The sequence below is a fragment of the Candidatus Pedobacter colombiensis genome (assembly GCA_029202485.1).
GTDB lineage: Bacteria > Bacteroidota > Bacteroidia > Sphingobacteriales > Sphingobacteriaceae > Pedobacter > Pedobacter colombiensis.
Genome location: CP119313.1, coordinates 276,343 through 296,234 on the forward strand (window position 1 = coordinate 276,343; position 19,892 = coordinate 296,234).

The following is a 19,892-nucleotide window of genomic DNA, read 5'->3' on the forward strand; positions in this document are numbered from 1 at the left end:
GTTATGAATTAAAACGACAAGAATTTTGATAACAAAACAACTAACCAAATCATCAACCCTAAAAATCAAATACCAATGAAAAAGATTTTATTAAGTTTTTTACTGGCTATTCCTGTATTGGGATTTTCACAGTCATTTCAGGTTAACCTTCAGGGGCAGAAGCAAACTGCCATGGGCGGTGCCGGCGCTGGACTAGCCTTAGACGAAGCTGCTGTGTTTTTTAATCCGGGAGCAGTTTCGTTCCTCAAAAAAAATGGAGTACAGGCCGGTATCAATGGTATCTGGCTTAAAACGGCTTTTAATGAAACCGGCTCCCCAATTACTGAATATAATAAAAATAAGGTGCCTACCCCTTTTGCAGCCTATGCCGTTTTTGGTTCTCCGGAAAGCCGTTTAAGATTTGGCCTTGGTGTCTATACTCCATTTGGGGGTGCGATGCACTGGAAGGAAGATTGGACGGGAAAGTTTACTGTAACCTCTCTCGATTTGCGGGCGATCTATATTCAGCCAACGGTGAGTTTAAAGATTACGGATGGAATTGGTATTGGTGGTGGTTTGGTGTATGCTTTAGGGAAAGTAGATCTTAGAATGGCTGTTCCATATAGCAATAATGGGCAGCAGGGGACTGTGCGACTTGAAGGCACTTCGAAAGATTTTGGCTGGAATGCAGGTATCTTTATTAAAACAATTTCCGGAGTGTCAATCGGTGTTACTCACCGCTCTCAGGTATCAGCAAAAGTAGAGAACGGAGATGCAACCTTTGCTAACATACCTTCTTCTGTACAACCATTGCTGCCGGCAACATTTAATGCAACTTTACCATTGCCTGCTACCAGTACTGTGGGTTTTGGTTTTTATCCCTCTGAAAAGACTACCATGGCACTCGATGTGAATTGGGTATGGTGGCATACTTATAAAGATCTGGCCTTTTATTATAACAATGGTAATTCTACAATATCAGCACGTAATTATCATGATGCTGCAACTTTTAGACTAGGTATACAGAATGAAACGAGTTCTTTTTTAACACTTAGGGCAGGTGTTGGCTACGCATTATCCCCAGTTAGCAAAGGCTATGTTACACCTGAAGTACCTGATGCCAACCGTGTTTTATTAAGTGCCGGTGTTGGTTTAAAACCATCAGAAAGATTTGGTGTTGATTTTTCTTTCTTATACGAGAACGTAAAATCCAGAACCGAAACCAATTTCGAAACCAAACTTAGCGGCACATTTAAAACTGTGGCCTACATCCCTGGTGTGGCATTATCTTATAAATTCTAATTTTCAAATAGAAATATCATGAACTCAACATACTTTTATAAAAGTGCGCTGGCACTAGCCATTCTGGGATTGGCATCCTGCAAACCTAGCATTGAGACCTTTACACCAAGTAAGGGAACCGCTGATTTTACACGTTATATTGCAATTGGAAATTCACTTACTGCCGGCTATGCAGATGGCGGCTTATATCTGGAAGGACAACAGAATTCTTTTCCGGGGATGATTGCCGAGCAAATGAAAGCTGTTGGTGGCGGTAGTTTTAGTACGCCCTTCTTTCCTGCCGATAAAGCAAATGGTACAGGTTATCTTAAATTAACGGCATTAGTTAATGGAGTACCTACTATTACCACGGAAACATCTAATTTGGCCATAGTTGGACAAGTGGGGGCGGTAACGTTATATACCAAGTATACAGGTGAGATTAACAATTATGGTGTGCCAGGGATTAGATTGGTCGATGCCAGGACACCCGGATATGCGAATGCAAACGGTCTTTATGAACGGTTGCTAACTGGAGCGTATGGTACTAATCCTACAGCTTATCTTGACTTTGCAACAGCTAAGCCATGGACATTTTTTAGCAATTGGCTAGGTAACAATGATATCCTGGGTTATGCTTCTGCAGGAGCAACAGGGACGCCACCAACAGATAAGGCTTTATTTACGCGTGAGTACAATGCAGTAATCGATAAACTGACTTCAACAGGAGCTAAAGGGGTGGTAGCTACTATTCCCAATGTTACCTCAACGGCATATTTTAATACGGTTACTTTACAAACTCTGCTTGCTGCTATTAATGCTACTCCGGCAGGCGCAAATGTAAAAGATATTTATATTCAGCCAGGCGTGGGCACACCCAGAGCTGCTACGGCTGGTGACTTGTTTATTTTACCGTTAAGTTCTGCTGGTGTAATAGGTGTGCCAAATGGTTTAGGCATACCTTATGGTCTGGACCCACGCAATCCGGTGGAAAGTAAATATGTGCTGGATATGGGCGAGGTACTGATTGTAAATGATTACATCGCGTCTTACAACAATACCATTAAGAGTATAGCTAATGCAAAAGGCCTGGCGATAATGGATGCCTATGCTTTGTTAAATGAATACGCTAAAGGTAGAGAGGTGAATGGTATTCCGATTAGCGGGGCATTTATTCAGGGCAATCTTTTCTCATTGGATGGGATACACTTAACACCACTGGGCTATGCGATAACAGCTAATGCTTTTATTTCGGCCATTAACGCTAAATATGGTTCAAGTATTCCAATTGTAGATGTTACCAGGTATAGAGGAGTTAAATATCCTTAACATAAAAAGTCCGCAATTTCATCAATTGTGGACATGCCCCAAAAAGTTAGACACTTTTTGGGGCATTTTTTATGAGTGTTGGTTAATCTACACCAAGTAGCTTATCTATTTCTGTTGCAAGGCTTCGGTCCTTTTCCGTAACTACATCTCCGGCATCGTGGGTCGATAACCAGATCTCTACCTTGTTCCATTCGTTGGTCCACTTAGGATGATGGTTGTGCTTCTCTGCTAAAAAGGCTACGCGAACCATAAAACTAAAAGCCTCTTCAAAATCTTTAAAAATGACAACTTTATAGAGCTTTTTATCCTTTTCTTCCCATTGTTTTTGCAGGATCTTTTCCATGATCATATACTAGCGAGGTTGCCAGATTACAACCCGATTATGAAAACAAAATAATGGTTTATAAGTTTTATTTTAGTGCTTTAACTTGGATTTAAACAACTTCTCTAACTTTTCCATCTTTGGTAAAATCACCAGGCGGCAATAGGGTTGGTTCCTGTTTTTGTTGAAATAATCCTGATGATAACTTTCTGCTACATAAAATGGGCCAGCTTTACTGATTTCGGTCACGATAGGCCTGTCAAAAGCCTTGGTGTCATTCAACTCTTTTTTATAATTTTCAGCAATTCGCCTTTGTTCATCATTGTGATAAAATATTACGGAACGGTACTGTGTGCCTACATCAGCACCCTGACGATTTAAGGTAGTAGGGTCGTGGCTTTTCCAAAAAACCTCGAGTAGCTCATCATACTTGATTTTGAGCGGATCATATGTAACTTCTATCACTTCAGCATGGCCGGTGGTTCCGGTACATACATCTTCATAAGATGGATTGGCTACATGGCCACCTTCATATCCTGACCGTACATTCACGACGCCATTAAGTTTTTGGAATAAAGCTTCCGAACACCAGAAACAACCCATTCCAAAAGTTGCTTTCTGTAAATTCTTAGACTGTGCATCTGCACCAAATGCTGATAAGAGAACTATAATCATAATTGATAAATACTTCATAACCGTAATGAATAAAATGAGATTTATCCCTCCTATAAAGTTACGCAAGACAAGGGCTTTTAGTTTTTTTGTCTGTAAATACATGGCTAACTTTACAATCTGCTGATAATTTATGGATTTCAAGCTTGAAGTGTTAGTAACTTAAGTTTTTTATTTGCAGTTCTTTATGTGGGTTGCATTTGTATATTTAATGTTTATTAACAATTGTTTCTTAAATTAGTGGTTATTAGCTATATAAATTAAAGATTATGTCTACACCTTATATTCCCTGTTTAGACCTGGGTTCGTACATCGATGGAAATGAATCACAGCGTAAAAAATTCTCTGATGAATTGGGCAGAGCGTTCAATGATTCCGGCTTCGTAACGATTACCAATCATGGCGTGAGTCAGGAGTTGATCGATAAGCTGTATCAAAATATACAAGCTGCATTTGGTCTTTCTCCTGAACAAAAAAAGAAATACGAAAAAGTTGAACTTGCAGGACAGCGCGGATATACCAGTCCAGGTAAAGAAACTGCAAAAGGAGCAAAAACTGCTGATTTAAAAGAGTTTTGGCAGATTGGTCAGGAAGTAATGGATAATGATCCGATAAAAGCGCAGTATCCGGATAATGAATATCTGGAAGAAATTCCTGAATTTAATGCGGTAACAAGAGAGATTTATCAGCGTTTGGAAGGTAACGGTAAACATTTACTTCGTGCTATCGCTACTTATTTAAACTTACCGATTGATTATTTTGATAAGCATGTTCACAATGGGAACTCTATATTAAGAGGTATTCATTATTTCCCTATTGAACATCCTGAAGCTTTACCTGATGATGCGGTTCGTGCCGGTGCGCATGAAGACATTAACTTAATCACTTTGTTGATTGGTGCCAGTGCTGATGGTTTAGAAGTATTGACCAGAAGTAATGAATGGTTGCCAATTAAGGCTCATCATACAGATATTGTGGTGAATGTAGGTGATATGCTGCAACGCTTAACCAATAACAAATTACGTTCAACTACCCACAGGGTTGTAAACCCCCCACGCGAGTTGATGAAAACTTCAAGATTCTCTGTACCTTTCTTTTTACATCCAAGAAGCGATATGGATTTAACAAGTTTGTCATCTTGTATTGATGCTGAACATCCGAAAGTATATGCAGATATGACTGCCGGTGAATATTTGGATGAACGGTTAAGAGAGATCGGTCTTAAGAAATAATATTAAAAAAGAGTGCCCGCAATGGGCACTCTTTTTTTCTTACAAGCAAGCGGTGGGATTTTCTATAGGTATATGTAGGGCCACCTATCCATAGGGCTATGGAGTATGTGGTATGCTGCCTTGCTTCATGAGTGTAAGTTTTTTTGGGCATAGGATATTGGCAGCGTTCAATATTTGCCCAATTCTGGTAACTAGCGTTTCCGGTTCTCCATACTTTGTTTAGATTTTAAGTTTTAACATGTTAATAGGTGTGAAGCCTCGATGAACTTTAAAAGATGTTTGAGATTTTCAGATGTCTCCATCTTGTTTTTTGCTTTAATGGTTTTTGTTGAGCTTAAACAGATCGCTGTCCATTCATCAACTTGTTTTTTCCATTCATGCATTTTTTTATGCTCGAAAAAGTTACTTATGGCTAAAAATGGATGATTAAGCTCCTGTTTATTTAAGGTTACGATTCGTCTTTTCTTGCCATTGCTTAGTGCTCTCTTCTTAGCGGCAGTTTCAATTTCATCCTTTCGTGTCAAAAGCCAGATGCAATCAATTAACTGCTTTAAACACTCAGTGAAAAAGAGAATGTTGCCAGGATTGTCAGCTTTAACCCAAAAGTTTTTATCATAAAAACTCTTCTCCAATATTTTTACACTTTCGTATACTCGCTCAAACCTGAGATCATAGAAATATAAGCCTCTAATGTAAGCAGCCGGGTTTGCAATAGATTCCTTACTTAGTGTTGTGGTATGATCCGTGTTAGTCGCGAATTTAATAGCCTTGCAATGCCTGGATTTTTGATTTGAATGGTTAATGTAAATACTTGACCCATGTTCGATTAAGCATTCAAGCTTCAGAAAATCATCCACTACATTATATTCGGGTAAAGTAAAATAGGTAAACTTATTACCACTCATATAGGATGCATTTAAGGCCAGTTGCAGATAACCCTGAATATTGTATTTAATAAAGGATAGCGATCTGGACTTGTAGAAGGATTTTACATTGTTTTTTGCTGGGACTTTATGAATGCTTTGTCTGCAGTTAAGCATGGTGTTAAAATTGTTCATTAACCCGCCGGATGTTTTGATTGATAAATGAGGGGTATGGAGGGCAACACAAAGCTCGGGCTGGTAAGTCTTAATCAACCATAGAGCATCTATTAGTCTGATTAAATCGATATAGATCCGGTTAAAATTAGCTGCTCCGGCTTTTCTCCATTGCTGGTCATTGTAGATGCTCTGGAAAAAATGCCATAGGTTTTCCTTAAAGCTTTTCAGGCCTCTTTTCTTGTATATAGCTTCAAGTACGGATAGTGGATTTTTGATTTCCTGTTTTGTTAGCGAGCTAACATGATTCCCATAACAACAAAATTGGCCGTAATTCATAATCTGGATTTGGTTAGTATTTTACTTATAGTAAGTTTTGTATCTTGCCGCAACTAATAAAACAAACTTACAGTCTTTTGACTATATAAAGAAGTCAAAAGACTATTAAAGATAATATTATTTTGAAAGAACTTGATCCTCAGTCGATTAAAATTGGCCTGCGTTTAAAAGAGCTGCGTGAGCTTACAGGGAAAGGCCCAAAGGAGTATTATAGTCCACTTAATCGGAATGTCAGTAATTATGTGGCCATTGAACATGGTAAACGGTCAATTGGTCCAAGACTAATAAAAGAGGTCTCGGACTATTATCATATTAATCCGGAATGGATACGAACAGGTAAGGGAGAGGTGTTTGTTGAAACTCAGGCTGCTGAAGTGGGGTTGGTTGTTGAACCAGAAGAGAAAGGTGTTCCTTTCTTTAATGTAAACCTGTCCGAAATATCCTTTGGTACTTATGGCGTGTTGGGTGAAGCTCCCGAATATTACGTTAACTTCAGGCCGTTCAATGACTGTGATGCCTATTTGCCGATATATGGGGATAGTATGTATCCCAAATATGCAAGTGGTGAAATTATTGCCATCCGGGAGATTACAAACTTTAATGTGCTTCAATGGGGAGAGGCCTACCTGGTAGTCGCTGATGAACGTGCTAATCATATGACTACAGTGAAATTGATTTTTGAGCATCCCGATCAAAAAAAGATTATCCTTCGTTCCTCAAATCCTAATTTCAAGGGAGATACTGTGATTGACAGAGCTTCTATTCAAAAGATGTTTTTGATAAAAGGTAAAGTCACCCGTAATCAATTGTAAATAGATCATGCCCTTCTTAAAGCAAAATAGCCTCCGGAAGGGCATGAAGATTATTTCTGGTCAATAGCCTTATTGATTACATCCTGTATGCGTCCTCTGATCTTTAGGGTGCTTAGTTTATCTGTTACCGAAGGGTAAACGCGGTTGGATAGGAATACATATACCAATCCTCTTGATGGATCAACCCAAACACAGGTTCCGGTATAGCCTGTATGTCCGTAAGTTTGTGGGGATGCGGTTTCTGAAGGATATTTTTTTGTCAAATCAGGGTCCCATCTATCAAAACCCAAACCTCTTCTGCTCACATTGGATTGCTTAGCGGTAAACATATCTACAATTTGTGGTGTAAAGTACTGTTCGCCGCCATAGCTGCCTTTATTTAATAGCATTTGATAAATGATACCCACGTCATTCGCACTGGCGAATAAGCCTGCATGACCAGATACACCGCCTGCGAGTGCAGCTCCCTGATCATGAACATAGCCCTGCAGTAATGTTTTTCTGAAGTAAGTATCTTCCTCCGTAGGGACAATCTGATCCTTTGGAAATCTGTTTCTAGGTAAAAAACCGGCTGTTTGCATACCCAGTGGTTTATAAAAATTCTCCTGTACATATTGATCCAACGGAGTGCCGGTAATACGTTCTACAATTTCCTTCATTACATACATGCTGATGTCACTATATACATAAGTCCCCCTTGTTTTTATCGGTGAGTTTAGCATTTTTGGCCACATCACATCTTTAAAATAATTTTTTTTGATGTAATAGTTGTCCGCTACTTTGGTCGGGTATGCTGCACTCGAATCACGACTGTAGTCGCCCGGTTGTATAAAATTGTGGAAAGGGATATAGGGGATAAAGCCTGCCTGATGAAGCATTACTTCACGGACCTTAATGTTGTTCATTGGCGACATTCTGGCCTTCGGGATATAAGCGCCGATATTGGTATCAAGGTTTAGCTTTTTTTCCTCAACCAGTCGCATTACTGTAGGAGTGGTAGCAGTAGTTTTGGTTAAGGAAGCCAGATCGAAAATATCGGTTAGCTTGTCGGGAGCTTCATTGCTATATGTATGATTTCCATAAGCTTTGTTAAATATTACCTTTCCATCTTTAGCAACCAGGACTACAAGGCCCGGGGTAGCATGAGCATCAATAGCTTCTTTGGCAATGGCATCAATTTCCTTTAGGTTATTGGTGTTCACTCCGGCGTCTTCCGGTACAGTATATTTTAATCGGGTACTACTGGTGCTGAAACCTGAGCCTGCTGTGTATTTTGCTGATAGTGTAGTGGCTAATGTTTTATTTAAACCGATGCCCCCAAATATAGCCTGCGCAATAACAGTAGCAGCAGCTGGTGTGTTTTGTTCGGTCCAGATTAATGGACAGGTAAGCGGGTTAAAAACCGGAATCGCTCCTTTGTCACCAAAAAGAGCCACGATAACCTGTTTGCTTTTTGAAAGGCTTAAAATAAAATCAATATTCCTTACACTTTCTGCTTCAGTAGATGGCACGGTAATAATAACTGTGTTAAAATATTTAAGGTCATCTTCCAGATTGTCTAGTGTAGCATCACCTTTGTATTGCGTTGAGGAATAGCTGGTTATTTTTGCGTATTTATTTAATAGGCTATCAAAGGCTGTCTGGTAGTTGTAGCCTAATGAGACACTTGCGATCGTTCTTTTGTCGAGTTTCAACAAGGGGACAATAGCATCTTGATTATTTAGCAGAACAGTATTCTTGCTAATGCCATTGGATATGGCAAGTTGTTGTTCGTTTTGTTTATGGTCTTGTGCACATGCATTGAATGAGCACAAAATAAGCAGACTTATGATCAATTTATTCATAAGGTTAAAGATAGGAAAAGGATATAAAGGACGGTAAATAAGTGTGTGGTAATTTTTTAACCATTCAACGACAAAATATTCTGGAATGAAACAAAGGATGAGGCTTATTTTGCCTAAATTAGCAGCTTTACCGAAGATATATAGATGTCAGATATTATACAGCTTCTACCCGATAGTGTAGCCAACCAAATCGCCGCAGGTGAGGTGGTACAACGGCCGGCATCGGCAGTAAAAGAGTTATTGGAGAACGCGATAGATGCGGGGGCAAATAAAATTCAATTGATTGTTAAAGATGCCGGAAAGGCTTTGATACAAGTCATAGATAATGGTAGCGGAATGAGTGTAACCGATGCCAGAATGTGCTTTGAACGCCATGCTACTTCTAAAGTACGCAAGGCAGAGGATTTGTTCGCTATCCGGACGATGGGGTTCAGAGGAGAGGCAATGGCCTCTATTGCTGCCATTGCACAGGTTGAAATGAAAACCCGTAAACATGACGAAGAGCTTGGGACTGTTATAGAAATAGAAGGTTCCGTTTTTCTAAAGCAGGAGCCTGTTGCTACTTCAGAAGGTACCAGTATCAGTATTAAAAATCTGTTTTACAACACACCGGCAAGACGTAATTTCCTGAAAAGTAATCCGGCCGAAATGCGTCATATTCTCGACGAGTTTCAGCGGGTATCGCTTGCACATCCATCTATTGCTTTTACACTTCATCATGATGGGGTCGAGATTTACCGTTTACCATCATCTGTTTTAAAACAGCGCATTGTCCATCTGTTTGGCAATAATTACAATGAGCGTTTGATACCGGTAGAAGAAGAAACCAGCATCATCAATTTAAAAGGATATATTGGAAAGCCGCAATTTGCCAAGAAAACGAGGGGAGAGCAGTTCTTTTTTGTAAATAACCGTTTTATAAAAGACGCTTATTTAAATCATGCCCTAAGCAAAGCTTATGAAGAGTTGCTGGCAGAAGATCATTATCCAATGTATGTGCTGTTTATAGACATAGATCCGGCCAATATTGATGTAAATGTACACCCTACTAAAACAGAGATCAAGTATTTAGATGAGAAGTCAATTTATGCTATATTACATTCAGCAGTAAAAAGATCATTAGGTAGATTTAACATCAGTCCAACGATAGACTTTGATCAGGAAACAGGTTTTAGTGGGATGATTACCCATAAAGCACCGGAAGAAATTGTGCCGCCAAGTATCAGCTTTAATCCTGATTTTAACCCTTTTTCGGGAGATAAACCGGTAGCTACAAGAGAATCTGCTTATGCAAGCTTCCCAAAAAGCTATGGCGGTGGTGGAAATATGTCACCCAGCACAAAAAACTGGGGATCACTGTATGAGATTGCCAATCATGCTCCGGCAGAGCAATCCGCACTTGATTTACCGGCAGACGAGAAGGAGCACCAGTTTAGTCCAGTACAAAAGCAATTGATGCAATTGCATAACCGTTATATCATTTCCCAAATTAAATCTGGTTTGATGGTTATTGATCAGCAAGCAGCACATGAACGGATTTTATATGAACGTTTTACCGTACATCTGGAAGATAGAAAGGGTGCATCGCAGCAAAGTTTGTTTCCGCAAACAGTTACTTTAAGTCCAAATGATTACGAGCTGGCAAAAAGTTTACTGGAAGATATCAAAAGTTTGGGGTTTGAAGTCAGAGAGTTTGGCAAAAACACCCTTGTAATTGAAGGTATCCCTGTTGATTTGGGAGGGGGGAATGTGAACGAAACACAGCTTTTTGAGCATTTAATAGAAGGTTTTAAGAACTCACAGCAAGAACTGAAATTAGATAAAAGAGATGCACTGGCTAGAAGCATGGCTAGAAACAGTGCTATAAAAAATGGTACAGTTTTGGGGCAGGAAGAGATGAACACATTGATTGAACAGCTTTTTGCCTGCAAAAGTCCTAACTTTAGTATTAGTGGCAAACCTGTTATCCAAACCATTGGTTTGGCCGAGCTAGATAAAAAATTTGACAAATAGATAAATGAATAATATCCATATACCTCCTGTAGTAAAGAATTTGTTGATCATTAATGCACTGTTTTTTGCTGCAAAATATGTGCTTAGAAATGCAAACATAGATTTGGATCAGCTGTTAGGCGCTTTTTATTTTGACTCGCAATACTTTAAAGTATGGCAATTGGTCACTTACATGTTTATGCACGGAGATTTTTGGCATATCGCATTTAACATGTTTGGGTTATTCATGTTTGGGGGTGTATTAGAAGCAAGATGGGGGGCAAAAAGGTTTATTAATTTTTACTTGATTACAGGTCTGGGAGCAGTAGCCCTGCAAATGGGCGTACAGGCTTATGAGGTTTATCACATTACGGGGTCAATTTTGCACAACCCGGTTATGATTGACATGGCGGCAAATCATGTTCAAATGCCTGTAAACTTATCACAGGCTGATCAGATGACCTTATTTGGCATTTATGGTTCCCCAATGATTGGTGCGTCGGGTGCGATATTCGGATTGCTGGTTGCCTTCGGTATGTTATATCCGAATACAGAACTATACATTATGTTTATACCCATTCCTGTTAAGGCAAAATATTTCATTCCATTGTATATTCTTTTTGAATTGTTTATGGGGGTGGCAAACAGGCCTGGGGATTCAGTAGCCCACTATGCGCATCTTGGTGGTGCATTAATTGGCTTCATCCTTGTGAAGCTTTGGGGAGATAAAAATAACGATAGATTTTATACCTACTATGAATAATAACCTCTTAAAAGACTTAAAGTATAAAGTATTTCAATCTGGCAATCCTGTATTTTTCTATATAGGGATCAATGTCCTTATTTTTGTTGTTTTTGCACTCTTAAATATTCCTTTCTTTTTATCAGGTAAAGGTGGTATTGCATATGATAGTCTGATCAGAGAATATTTTGGCTTTCCAGCCTCACTGGATAAGTTGCCATACAGATTTTATACAATAATTACTTATCAGTTTTTTCATGCCGGATTGCTTCATGTGCTTTTTAACATGCTATGGCTGTTCTGGCTAGGGAATATTTTTCTTGATTTCTTAAAACCACGTCAGTTTCATTTTGTATATCTGACAGGAGGGGTCTGCGGAGCATTGTTTTATGCTTTAGCCTATAATATCTTCCCTGTTTTTGCTATGGCTTTGCCGGGAGCAACGGTTATTGGTGCTTCGGCGTCTGTGATGGCAATTATTGTGGCTACGGCTACCTTGCTGCCGGATTATAGCATGAGGTTATTATTTTTTGGCGATGTAAAATTAAAATATCTCGCCATAGCTTATATTGTTTTAGATTTGATCGGTATTGCTTCTAGCGACGCCGGTGGTAGCTTTGCACATATTGGTGGCGCAGTACTGGGTTTTGCCTACATTAAGCTGTTAAGAAATGGAACAGACTGGAGTAACCTATTTAAACGCAAGCCTAAACTAAGAGTTGTTAAAAATGACTCAGGGAAAAAGGATACCCAAAAACAAACGGACAACGTAAATCAGGAAGAAATAGACAGAATTTTGGATAAAATCTCAAAAACAGGATACGATAAACTCAATAAACAAGAAAAGGAGACCTTATTTAAGGCTAGTAAAAATTAATGAGAAGAGCTAAGCCTACATTTTTAGATCGATTAGTTCGTCTGGTCGCAGTTGCCCTTGCCCTTGGTATGGTACTGGGTTTCCTGGCAGGTAGGTTTGACCCCCGTAGCTTTCAGTTAATTGCCTTTTTTGGTTTGGCTTACCCCTTTTTTCTGGTGCTAAATGTGCTGATGATTTTTTGGTGGTGCTTGCGTAAAAGATGGCTTTTCGCTTTTTCTACACTGTTCATCATTCTGCTCGGCTGGTCTGCATTAACAGCTACATTTGGATTTAAGGGCGAGGAAGGAAAAGGGCCTAAATCTGATGCCGGACTGATAAGAATGATGACCTACAATGTCCATAGTTTTAAACCTTATGGCCAGGAAAATGTTGAGCCTGTCAAGCAGAAAATGTTGAGCCTGATTGAAAATGAAAATCCAGATATCATTTGCTTTCAGGAGTATTTTACCCGAAGAAAAGGAACATTTGATATTACTGATAGCTTAAAAAGAATATTAAATAAACCACATTATTATTTTGTACCCTCATCTCAAAATGATTACGAAGCTACCGGATTGGCTATTTTCTCAAAATACCCCATTGTAGACAAAGGCACGATTGTTTTTGGTAAAAACTATGGTGGAAATGCGAGTATATATATTGATGTAATGATTAAAAATCAAAAGATCAGGATATATAATGTGCATTTACAATCCATATCTTTTGATAAACAGGATTACGATTATATTGATCAGGTTAAAGACCTGGACCCTAAACTCGATCCTTCAAAAAGAATATTGGTAATGCTGAGGAATGCTTTCCTGAAACGTAGCGAGCAGGTAGATGTCATGAAAGCACACATAAAGACTTGTGAAACTCCATTTCTGATTGCCGGCGATTTTAATGATACCCCGGCATCTTATGCGGTAACACAATTGACAAAATCATTAAAAAATACATTTAAAGAACAAGGAACTGGTTTTGGGAAAACTTACAATGGGAAGTTTCCTAATTTTCAGATCGATTATATTGCTACCACTAAAAGCATAGATGTAATGAATTATCACATCATTGAGGCTGAATTGTCAGACCATTTTCCTGTTCGTAGTGATTTAAGATTAAACCCCTAAAATTTTTACCTTTGTATAATGGATAAAGGCTTACACCTATATAATACCCTTTCACGGAGAAAGGAAATTTTTGAACCGCTAAACGCTCCCAATGTTGGCATGTACGTTTGTGGTCCGACTGTATACAGTGATGTTCATTTAGGTAATTGTCGCACTTTTATTTCTTTCGATTTAATATTTAGATATTTAAAATATAGTGGTTATAAAGTACGGTACGTCAGAAACATTACTGATGCGGGACACTTAGAGGGCGATCGCGATGAGGGAGATGATAAATTTGCTAAAAGGGCTAAGCTAGAACAGCTGGAGCCTATGGAGATTGTCCAAAAATACACATTGGGATTCCATGATGTATTAAGGATGTTTAATACCCTCCCTCCAAGCATAGAGCCAACCGCTACCGGACACATTACTGAGCAAATTGAAATGATCAAAGAAATCATTGCCAATGGTTATGCTTATGAGGTAAACGGAACAATTTATTTTGATGTAGATAAATACAGTAAAACCTATAATTATACCATATTAACCAATAGGAATCTTGAAGATATGCTGGCCAACACCCGCGAACTGGATGGTCAGGATGATAAACGTGGAAGACTTGATTTTGCATTGTGGATTAAGGCCAAGCCCGAAACCTTAATGCGCTGGCCTTCTCCATGGGGTGTCGGTTTTCCCGGGTGGCATATTGAATGCTCGGCGATGAGTGCCAAATACCTGGGCGATGAGTTTGATATCCATGGTGGGGGGATGGACCTTGCAGCAACACATCATACCAACGAGATCGCTCAGTCTGAAGCCTGCAGCCATAAACAACCTGCAAAATATTGGATGCATACCAATATGCTTACCGTAAATGGTACGCGGATGTCTAAATCAGCAGGAAATGGTTTCCTGCCAGGCGAACTCTTTACTGGTAACCATCCTTTATTGGAACGGGGATATAGCCCAATGACGGTTAAATTTTTCATGCTTCAAGCGCATTACCGTAGCACCCTGGATTTCTCTAATGAAGCATTAGATGCTTCTGAGAAAGGTTTCAGAAGGTTAATGAATGCAGTAAGCTTGCTCGAAAAACTAAACCCTTCAGTGGATACCGATTTTGAAATCGAGCCTTTAGCCATCAATTGCGTTAAGGCAATGAATGATGATTTTAATAGCCCGGTAGTTATTGCCGAGCTGTTCGAAGCTAGCCGTATCATTAATACAATTTATGATGGAAAAGGCAAAATCTCCGCTACGGAATTAGAAAAACTTAAAAAGCTGATGAATGATTTTGTATTTGATGTTTTTGGACTAAAAGATGAGGAGACTTCTAATATTGAGCTAAATGCGGTGTTGGATATGGTTATCGACCTGCGTAAAACTGCCAAAGAGAACAAGGATTATGCAACTTCTGATAAAATACGAGTAGGCCTGCAAAGTATGGGTATCCTGTTAAAGGATAGTAAAGAAGGCACTACGTGGACTAAATCGTAGGAGTGTTTAATTGTTAATTACTTTTTAGAAGAGAAAAATTTCCAAACCCTATATTCGCAAGCAAACTATTTAAATGATGAACAAGTTTCTTTATACAATTATTGCCGCTTCTCTAACACTTGGTGCATATGCACAAAAATCTGATGGAAGCACTAAATCTTTAGTGAAAGCTGAAAAAGAATTTGCAGACAGTTTTGCAAAAAATGGTTCGAAAGCTGCATATACAGCTTTTGCTGCTGCGGATGGCCTTGCCTTCAGACCCAATCCTGTAAATGCCAGAACTTTTTATGCCGGACAGCCGGATAGTAAAAATATCAGCTGGACACCTGTATATGCAAGGGTATCAAAAAGTGGCGACTGGGGCTTTACAACCGGCCCATACACTGAAACCGGTAGTAACCCATCATATGGACAATACTTGTCGGTATGGAAAGCAAATAATGGAAAATGGGAATTGGTATTGGATTTAGGAACTTCAACCAATAAACCATTAAATAAAGTAACTCCTGAGTTCATTGAACCTAAGGAATCTTATAAACCAACGTTTTTAAATGATAAGGTAAGAGCTGCGGGTGCAGATATTGTTGCAACTACGGAAAAAACATTAAATACAACATTAAAAACGTATGGCATTGCTGCCTTTTCAACTTTCCTTAATCCAGATGCAAGACTGATATTTCCTGGATATGAACCGATTATTGGTAAAGATAAAATATTGCCTTTCTTTAATAACATGGTTGATAAGATCTCTTTAAAAACAACTAAAGCAAATAAGGCAGATGGTGGCGACCTGGCTTATACTTATGGTATTGCAACCATAGATTATAAAGCAAATCTAAGAGAAAGCTTCAATTATGTGTTTATTTATGAGCGTCAGGCAGACCATAACTGGAACATTATCGCTCAGGTATTTGCTCCTGCAGAACGCTAAGCAATATCAATTTGATATACAAAAGGTCTCTTATTCTTAAGGGACCTTTTTTGTTTGCATCCAATAAATCCTTATTTTAAGCCATTATTTAACTACAGATGAAGAAAATATTACTGATTATATTCCTTGCCTCAGCCATTCAGGTACATGCTCAAAAATTTATGCTTATTGGTCATCAAGGGGCAAGAGGAATTATGCCCGAGAATACCATTCCGGGAATGATCAAGGCATTAGAATTGAACGCAAACGTACTTAATATGGGAGTGGTGATCTCTAAAGATGAACAGGTCGTACTTTCGCACGAGCCTTATTTTAACAACGAGATCAGTACCAGACCCGATGGGAAACCAATCACCTTTAAAGATGAAAAGACCTACAATATGTTTAAGATGAATTACGCCGAGATCAAAAAGTTTGATGTCGGTAATAAGATTCATAAGCGTTTTCCAGGTCAGATGAAGCTAAATGCCTATAAGCCGCTGCTTGCTGAGGTGATTGATTCTGTAGAAGCTTATGTGAAGGTAAAGAAACTGGCAAAACCAATTTATAGTATAGAAACCTCATTGATCAGGAAAGGCGATGGCGAATTCCAGCCTGATCCATCAGTATTCATCGAGCGCATTATGGAAATTGTAAAAGCTAAGAAACTGACAAAAAGAGTGATCATTCAATCGCTTGATGTCCGCACACTTCAATACCTCCATGAGCATTATCCGACGATAAAAACATCGTTAATGATCGATGAGAAGCAGGATTTTGAAGATGCAGTTCAGGTATTGGGTTTTACGCCGACTTATTATAGCCCTTACTACGTATTGGTTGGAAAGGGACTGGTAGATCGTTGCCACGCCGCAGGTGTAAAAATAATCCCCTGGACAGTAAATTCTGCCAAAGACATGAAGTATTTAATTAACCTGGGTGTTGATGGAGTAATTACGGATTATCCGAATCAGTATAACCGCGTAATGCAGGAATAAAAAGCGATTTAATAAAGGTTTTTGATGATCTGTTCAATAGAGAGCCCTTCAGCTTCTGCACGGTAATTCCGTACAATTCTATGGCGAAGGATGGCCTCTGCTACAGCCTGTACATCTTCAATGTCAGGCGCATATTTTCCTGTAATAGCAGCATGGCATTTAGCACCTATAATCAGGAATTGTGATGCCCTTGGACCTGCGCCCCAGTTCACGTATTTATTTACTTCATCGGTAGAAAAAGCCGTATTCGGGCGTGTTTTGCTAACCAGCTTTACAGCATATTCAACAACATTATTGGTTACGGGGATATTCCTTACCAGTTTCTGGAAGTATTGTATCTGGCTTGCATTGATAATTTTATTCAATACAACCTCATTATTGCTGGTCGTATTTTTTACAATGGTCATCTCATCCTCAAATGAAGGATAGCCTAACAGGACATTGAACATAAACCTGTCAAGCTGAGCCTCCGGAAGGGGATAGGTACCCTCTTGCTCAATGGGATTCTGAGTAGCCAATACAAAGAAAGGATTAGGCAGTGTATGCCTTAATCCTGCCGCTGTAACCGCCTTTTCCTGCATAGCCTCTAATAAGGCTGCCTGCGTTTTTGGAGGCGTTCTATTGATCTCATCAGCGAGAATGATATTGGAGAATATTGGTCCGTTAATGAATTTAAAGTTCCTGTCCTCACCCAGGATCTCAGCGCCTATAATGTCACTTGGCATCAGATCTGGGGTAAACTGTATCCGGTTAAAATTCAGATCCAGCACATTTGCCACCGTTTGAACCAGTAGCGTTTTAGCCAGCCCCGGAACACCAACAAGCAGACAATGTCCATTGCTAAAAATGGATATCAAAACAGACTTGATAATCTCGTCCTGTCCGATAACAACCTTTCCTATTTCAGCTTTAATGCTTTTATAGGATTGATGCAGCGCATCAACGGCTTTAATGTCATTGTCAAACTGCATAAGCGTTTATTTTTTTGCAGATATTTTAGAAGTCCACATTTTTAGCTCATCACAATTGACATAATCCTCATCAATGCGTACGTAGGTATTTACCCTTTTTTTCTCAAACCATGCACTTAACTCACGGTTTACTTTATCCTGCTGTGCATATTCCTTAAACTTAGCGTAATCCTGTTCTAAATTAGCTTTATGAGGAGGAATTTTAGATTTTAAGTAAAGAATTTTATAACCTTCTTTGCCACTTTGATCCGTAAAAAGTGTAGGGGAAGATATTTCTCCAACTTTCATCGTATCAGCAATAAGGAATACTTTCGGATCTAGTTTATCTGCAGGGATAAAAGAAGTTCTGGCTGTCACATTATCAGCATAAAGTAGCATCCCTCCATTGTACTGGGATTCTTTGTTGTCTGAATATTGTGATGCTGCGAAAGAAAATGGAATTTTCTTAGACACCAGGCTCTGATATATCGTGTCGGCCTTAAGTTTAATACGTTCCAGACTGGCAGGTGTATTTTGTGGGCGGATCAGGATATGGCGAGCTTGAACCTGCTCTCCACGACGTTCTATCACCTGTAAAATATGGAAGCCAAACTCTGTTTCAAAAACATTTGATACTTCTCCCGCTTTTAATTTAAAGGCCTGAGCCGTAAATTCTTTTGCCATCGCTTTGCGGTCAAAAAATCCAAGATCACCACCTTCAGGAGCAGATCCAGGATCTTCAGAATAAGATTTCGCTAAGAAAGCAAAGTCTTCACCACTCTTTACCCTTAAACGTAAAGCGTCAATTTTATCATGATACTTTTGTTTTTCCGCTTTCGTTAGCTTAGGATACATGACAATTTCTCCAATCTCAAACTCAGTAGGGATATCAGGTAGACTGTCTTTTTTGTAGGATTCAAAATATTTTTTAACCTCCAATGGAGTGATATTAATGTCTTGAGTGATGTGGGCTTCCATCTTTCTTGAAATCAACTGCTCTTTGATGTCAGGTCTGATTTCATCTTTGTATTGTAATACCGAACGGTTAAGGAATTGCTCTAAGCGCTCTTGTCCACCAGCTTTTTGAATTTGATAGCGCATCCGCTTGTCCACCTCTTCATCTATTTGATTTTCATCAACAGTAATAGAGTCAATTTCCGCCTGTTGTTTTAAAAGTTTATTTGTAAGAATCTGGCGTAATATTTCACATTTAATCTCAGGGTTTTCCGGGTTACCCATGTTAAGATACTGGGCATACTGCTGGTTTAAATCGGATAATAGAATAATGTTGCTTCCCAATACCGCAACTACCTTGTCTATATTCTTTTTTTGTGCCTGAGTATTTAAAAACAAGCAGATTAATCCGCCTGTAATCATTAAAAATTTCTTCATTATATGTTTGTTCAATTGTATTCGTTTTGCAAATTTAATATTCTCAATAGCTAATGACTAGTTTACTTATAACTTTGCCAGTTTCTTTACCTCATTCTGGTTAATCTTAACCGTGTATTTCTTTTTAAGTGCATCCATCCAATCCCGTTCCAGGCTGTCCTGATCATCTTTCGACTTATTCCATATTTTTATTTCTGAAACATTAAACATTAAAGCAGCTTCTTTATATTCATTCATGAGCATTGAATATATCATGCTGGTTTTAGGCACCCTTTTTTGAGCAGCTAATGTTGTCTCATAATTTTTTATCTCTGCAAGATAAGCCGTATCTGTGTCTAGTCCCATGTCTCTGGCATCTAAAACTTTAAGCTTAAAATTGATATACTGGTTTAAATAAGCTTCTAAATCTTTAACAGATGCATTTGCATTTCCACCATGATTCTTTTTGTAAAACCACATAAACTCTTTATTACTTATAGGCTTCCCATTAATGGTGGCTACATTTTGTGCAAATGCACCAGAAATAAAAAGAAATAAAATAATAATGCAATAAACTGCTCTCACAAAAGTTATATAGTGTATATTTTTAAGGCATA

Annotated in this window: 18 protein-coding genes; 11 read left to right on the forward strand and 7 right to left on the reverse strand. The window is 38.8% G+C overall.

The genetic code is table 11. The features are described 5' to 3' along the window. Positions 1–75 precede the first annotated feature (75 nt). Positions 76–1,281, forward strand: coding sequence for an outer membrane protein transport protein (locus P0Y49_01160; GenBank protein ID WEK19763.1), 1,206 nt, complete (start codon positions 76–78; stop codon positions 1,279–1,281). Between the two features lie 18 nt (positions 1,282–1,299). Further along, entirely contained in the window at positions 1,300–2,589 is a 1,290-nt protein-coding gene (locus P0Y49_01165) for an SGNH/GDSL hydrolase family protein (GenBank protein ID WEK19764.1), read from the forward strand. Between the two features lie 82 nt (positions 2,590–2,671). On the opposite strand, the gene P0Y49_01170 is transcribed toward P0Y49_01165, so the two are convergent. Together P0Y49_01170 and msrA are read right to left on the reverse strand one after the other, a co-directional pair. After that, positions 2,672–2,932, reverse strand: a complete 261-nt coding sequence (locus P0Y49_01170; GenBank protein WEK19765.1) for a 4a-hydroxytetrahydrobiopterin dehydratase — start codon at positions 2,930–2,932, stop codon at positions 2,672–2,674. Positions 2,933–3,004: 72 nt separating this feature from the next. Next, complete coding sequence (gene msrA, locus P0Y49_01175) at positions 3,005–3,604, reverse strand: peptide-methionine (S)-S-oxide reductase MsrA (GenBank protein WEK19766.1); 600 nt, start codon at positions 3,602–3,604, stop codon at positions 3,005–3,007. A gap of 248 nt (positions 3,605–3,852) precedes the next feature. On the opposite strand from msrA, the gene P0Y49_01180 reads away from it, so the two are divergent. Further along, the gene (locus tag P0Y49_01180) at positions 3,853–4,815 is read left to right on the forward strand and encodes a 2-oxoglutarate and iron-dependent oxygenase domain-containing protein (GenBank protein ID WEK19767.1); all 963 of its coding nucleotides are present in this window, start codon (positions 3,853–3,855) and stop codon (positions 4,813–4,815) included. A gap of 233 nt (positions 4,816–5,048) precedes the next feature. Here the strand turns inward: P0Y49_01180 and P0Y49_01185 are convergent, their stop codons facing one another. Next, positions 5,049–6,191: a hypothetical protein gene (locus tag P0Y49_01185; GenBank protein ID WEK19768.1), complete on the reverse strand. Its 1,143-nt coding sequence runs from the start codon at positions 6,189–6,191 to the stop codon at positions 5,049–5,051. Positions 6,192–6,313: 122 nt separating this feature from the next. Here P0Y49_01185 and P0Y49_01190 point away from each other — a divergent pair, with 122 nt between their 5' ends. Beyond that, a complete protein-coding gene (locus P0Y49_01190) occupies positions 6,314–7,003 on the forward strand; it encodes a S24 family peptidase (protein ID WEK19769.1) in 690 nt (229 codons plus the stop codon). 50 nt (positions 7,004–7,053) lie between these two features. On the opposite strand, the gene P0Y49_01195 is transcribed toward P0Y49_01190, so the two are convergent. Next, positions 7,054–8,847 (reverse strand): serine hydrolase, encoded by a 1,794-nt coding sequence (locus P0Y49_01195; GenBank protein WEK19770.1) that lies wholly within the window; start codon positions 8,845–8,847, stop codon positions 7,054–7,056. Between the two features lie 144 nt (positions 8,848–8,991). On the opposite strand from P0Y49_01195, the gene mutL reads away from it, so the two are divergent. The 7 genes from mutL (at position 8,992) to P0Y49_01230 (ending at position 16,954) form a co-directional block, all read left to right on the forward strand. After that, entirely contained in the window at positions 8,992–10,860 is a 1,869-nt protein-coding gene (mutL, locus tag P0Y49_01200; protein ID WEK19771.1) for a DNA mismatch repair endonuclease MutL, read from the forward strand. Between the two features lie 4 nt (positions 10,861–10,864). Next, positions 10,865–11,602 (forward strand): rhomboid family intramembrane serine protease, encoded by a 738-nt coding sequence (locus tag P0Y49_01205; protein WEK19772.1) that lies wholly within the window; start codon positions 10,865–10,867, stop codon positions 11,600–11,602. Further along, a complete protein-coding gene (locus P0Y49_01210) occupies positions 11,595–12,458 on the forward strand; it encodes a rhomboid family intramembrane serine protease (GenBank protein ID WEK19773.1) in 864 nt (287 codons plus the stop codon). Before P0Y49_01205 ends, P0Y49_01210 begins: the two co-directional genes overlap by 8 nt. Then, on the forward strand, positions 12,458–13,567 hold the full coding sequence (locus P0Y49_01215) for an endonuclease/exonuclease/phosphatase family protein (protein ID WEK19774.1): 1,110 nt from the start codon (positions 12,458–12,460) through the stop codon (positions 13,565–13,567). The genes P0Y49_01210 and P0Y49_01215 overlap by 1 nt, the downstream gene beginning before the upstream one ends. A gap of 18 nt (positions 13,568–13,585) precedes the next feature. Then, complete coding sequence (gene cysS / locus P0Y49_01220) at positions 13,586–15,046, forward strand: cysteine--tRNA ligase (protein ID WEK19775.1); 1,461 nt, start codon at positions 13,586–13,588, stop codon at positions 15,044–15,046. A 73-nt stretch (positions 15,047–15,119) separates the two neighbouring features. Further along, positions 15,120–15,977 carry a DUF4440 domain-containing protein gene (locus P0Y49_01225; GenBank protein ID WEK19776.1) on the forward strand — a complete coding sequence of 286 codons (858 nt, stop codon included), beginning with the start codon at positions 15,120–15,122 and terminating at the stop codon, positions 15,975–15,977. A gap of 98 nt (positions 15,978–16,075) precedes the next feature. Beyond that, entirely contained in the window at positions 16,076–16,954 is an 879-nt protein-coding gene (locus P0Y49_01230; protein WEK19777.1) for a glycerophosphodiester phosphodiesterase family protein, read from the forward strand. An 8-nt stretch (positions 16,955–16,962) separates the two neighbouring features. Here P0Y49_01230 and P0Y49_01235 read toward each other — a convergent pair whose 3' ends face one another. From P0Y49_01235 to P0Y49_01245, 3 genes are all read right to left on the reverse strand, one after another. Beyond that, the gene (locus P0Y49_01235; GenBank protein WEK19778.1) at positions 16,963–17,925 is read right to left on the reverse strand and encodes a MoxR family ATPase; all 963 of its coding nucleotides are present in this window, start codon (positions 17,923–17,925) and stop codon (positions 16,963–16,965) included. 6 nt (positions 17,926–17,931) lie between these two features. Next, on the reverse strand, positions 17,932–19,296 hold the full coding sequence (locus tag P0Y49_01240; GenBank protein ID WEK19779.1) for a peptidylprolyl isomerase: 1,365 nt from the start codon (positions 19,294–19,296) through the stop codon (positions 17,932–17,934). A 66-nt stretch (positions 19,297–19,362) separates the two neighbouring features. Then, the gene (locus P0Y49_01245) at positions 19,363–19,860 is read right to left on the reverse strand and encodes a hypothetical protein (GenBank protein WEK19780.1); all 498 of its coding nucleotides are present in this window, start codon (positions 19,858–19,860) and stop codon (positions 19,363–19,365) included. Positions 19,861–19,892 lie beyond the last annotated feature (32 nt).

Excerpts from the sequence above, each read along its gene's own strand:
- P0Y49_01160 (WEK19763.1), top strand. The coding sequence starts at position 76 with ATGAAAAAGATTTTATTAAGTTTTTTACTGGCTATTCCTGTATTGGGA.
- P0Y49_01165 (WEK19764.1), top strand. The coding sequence starts at position 1,300 with ATGAACTCAACATACTTTTATAAAAGTGCGCTGGCACTAGCCATTCTG.
- P0Y49_01170 (WEK19765.1), bottom strand. The coding sequence starts at position 2,932 with ATGGAAAAGATCCTGCAAAAACAATGGGAAGAAAAGGATAAAAAGCTC.
- msrA (WEK19766.1), bottom strand. The coding sequence starts at position 3,604 with ATGAAGTATTTATCAATTATGATTATAGTTCTCTTATCAGCATTTGGT.
- P0Y49_01180 (WEK19767.1), top strand. The coding sequence starts at position 3,853 with ATGTCTACACCTTATATTCCCTGTTTAGACCTGGGTTCGTACATCGAT.
- P0Y49_01185 (WEK19768.1), bottom strand. The coding sequence starts at position 6,191 with ATGAATTACGGCCAATTTTGTTGTTATGGGAATCATGTTAGCTCGCTA.
- P0Y49_01195 (WEK19770.1), bottom strand. The coding sequence starts at position 8,847 with ATGAATAAATTGATCATAAGTCTGCTTATTTTGTGCTCATTCAATGCA.
- mutL (WEK19771.1), top strand. The coding sequence starts at position 8,992 with ATGTCAGATATTATACAGCTTCTACCCGATAGTGTAGCCAACCAAATC.
- P0Y49_01205 (WEK19772.1), top strand. The coding sequence starts at position 10,865 with ATGAATAATATCCATATACCTCCTGTAGTAAAGAATTTGTTGATCATT.
- P0Y49_01210 (WEK19773.1), top strand. The coding sequence starts at position 11,595 with ATGAATAATAACCTCTTAAAAGACTTAAAGTATAAAGTATTTCAATCT.
- P0Y49_01215 (WEK19774.1), top strand. The coding sequence starts at position 12,458 with ATGAGAAGAGCTAAGCCTACATTTTTAGATCGATTAGTTCGTCTGGTC.
- cysS (WEK19775.1), top strand. The coding sequence starts at position 13,586 with ATGGATAAAGGCTTACACCTATATAATACCCTTTCACGGAGAAAGGAA.
- P0Y49_01225 (WEK19776.1), top strand. The coding sequence starts at position 15,120 with ATGATGAACAAGTTTCTTTATACAATTATTGCCGCTTCTCTAACACTT.
- P0Y49_01230 (WEK19777.1), top strand. The coding sequence starts at position 16,076 with ATGAAGAAAATATTACTGATTATATTCCTTGCCTCAGCCATTCAGGTA.
- P0Y49_01235 (WEK19778.1), bottom strand. The coding sequence starts at position 17,925 with ATGCAGTTTGACAATGACATTAAAGCCGTTGATGCGCTGCATCAATCC.
- P0Y49_01240 (WEK19779.1), bottom strand. The coding sequence starts at position 19,296 with ATGAAGAAATTTTTAATGATTACAGGCGGATTAATCTGCTTGTTTTTA.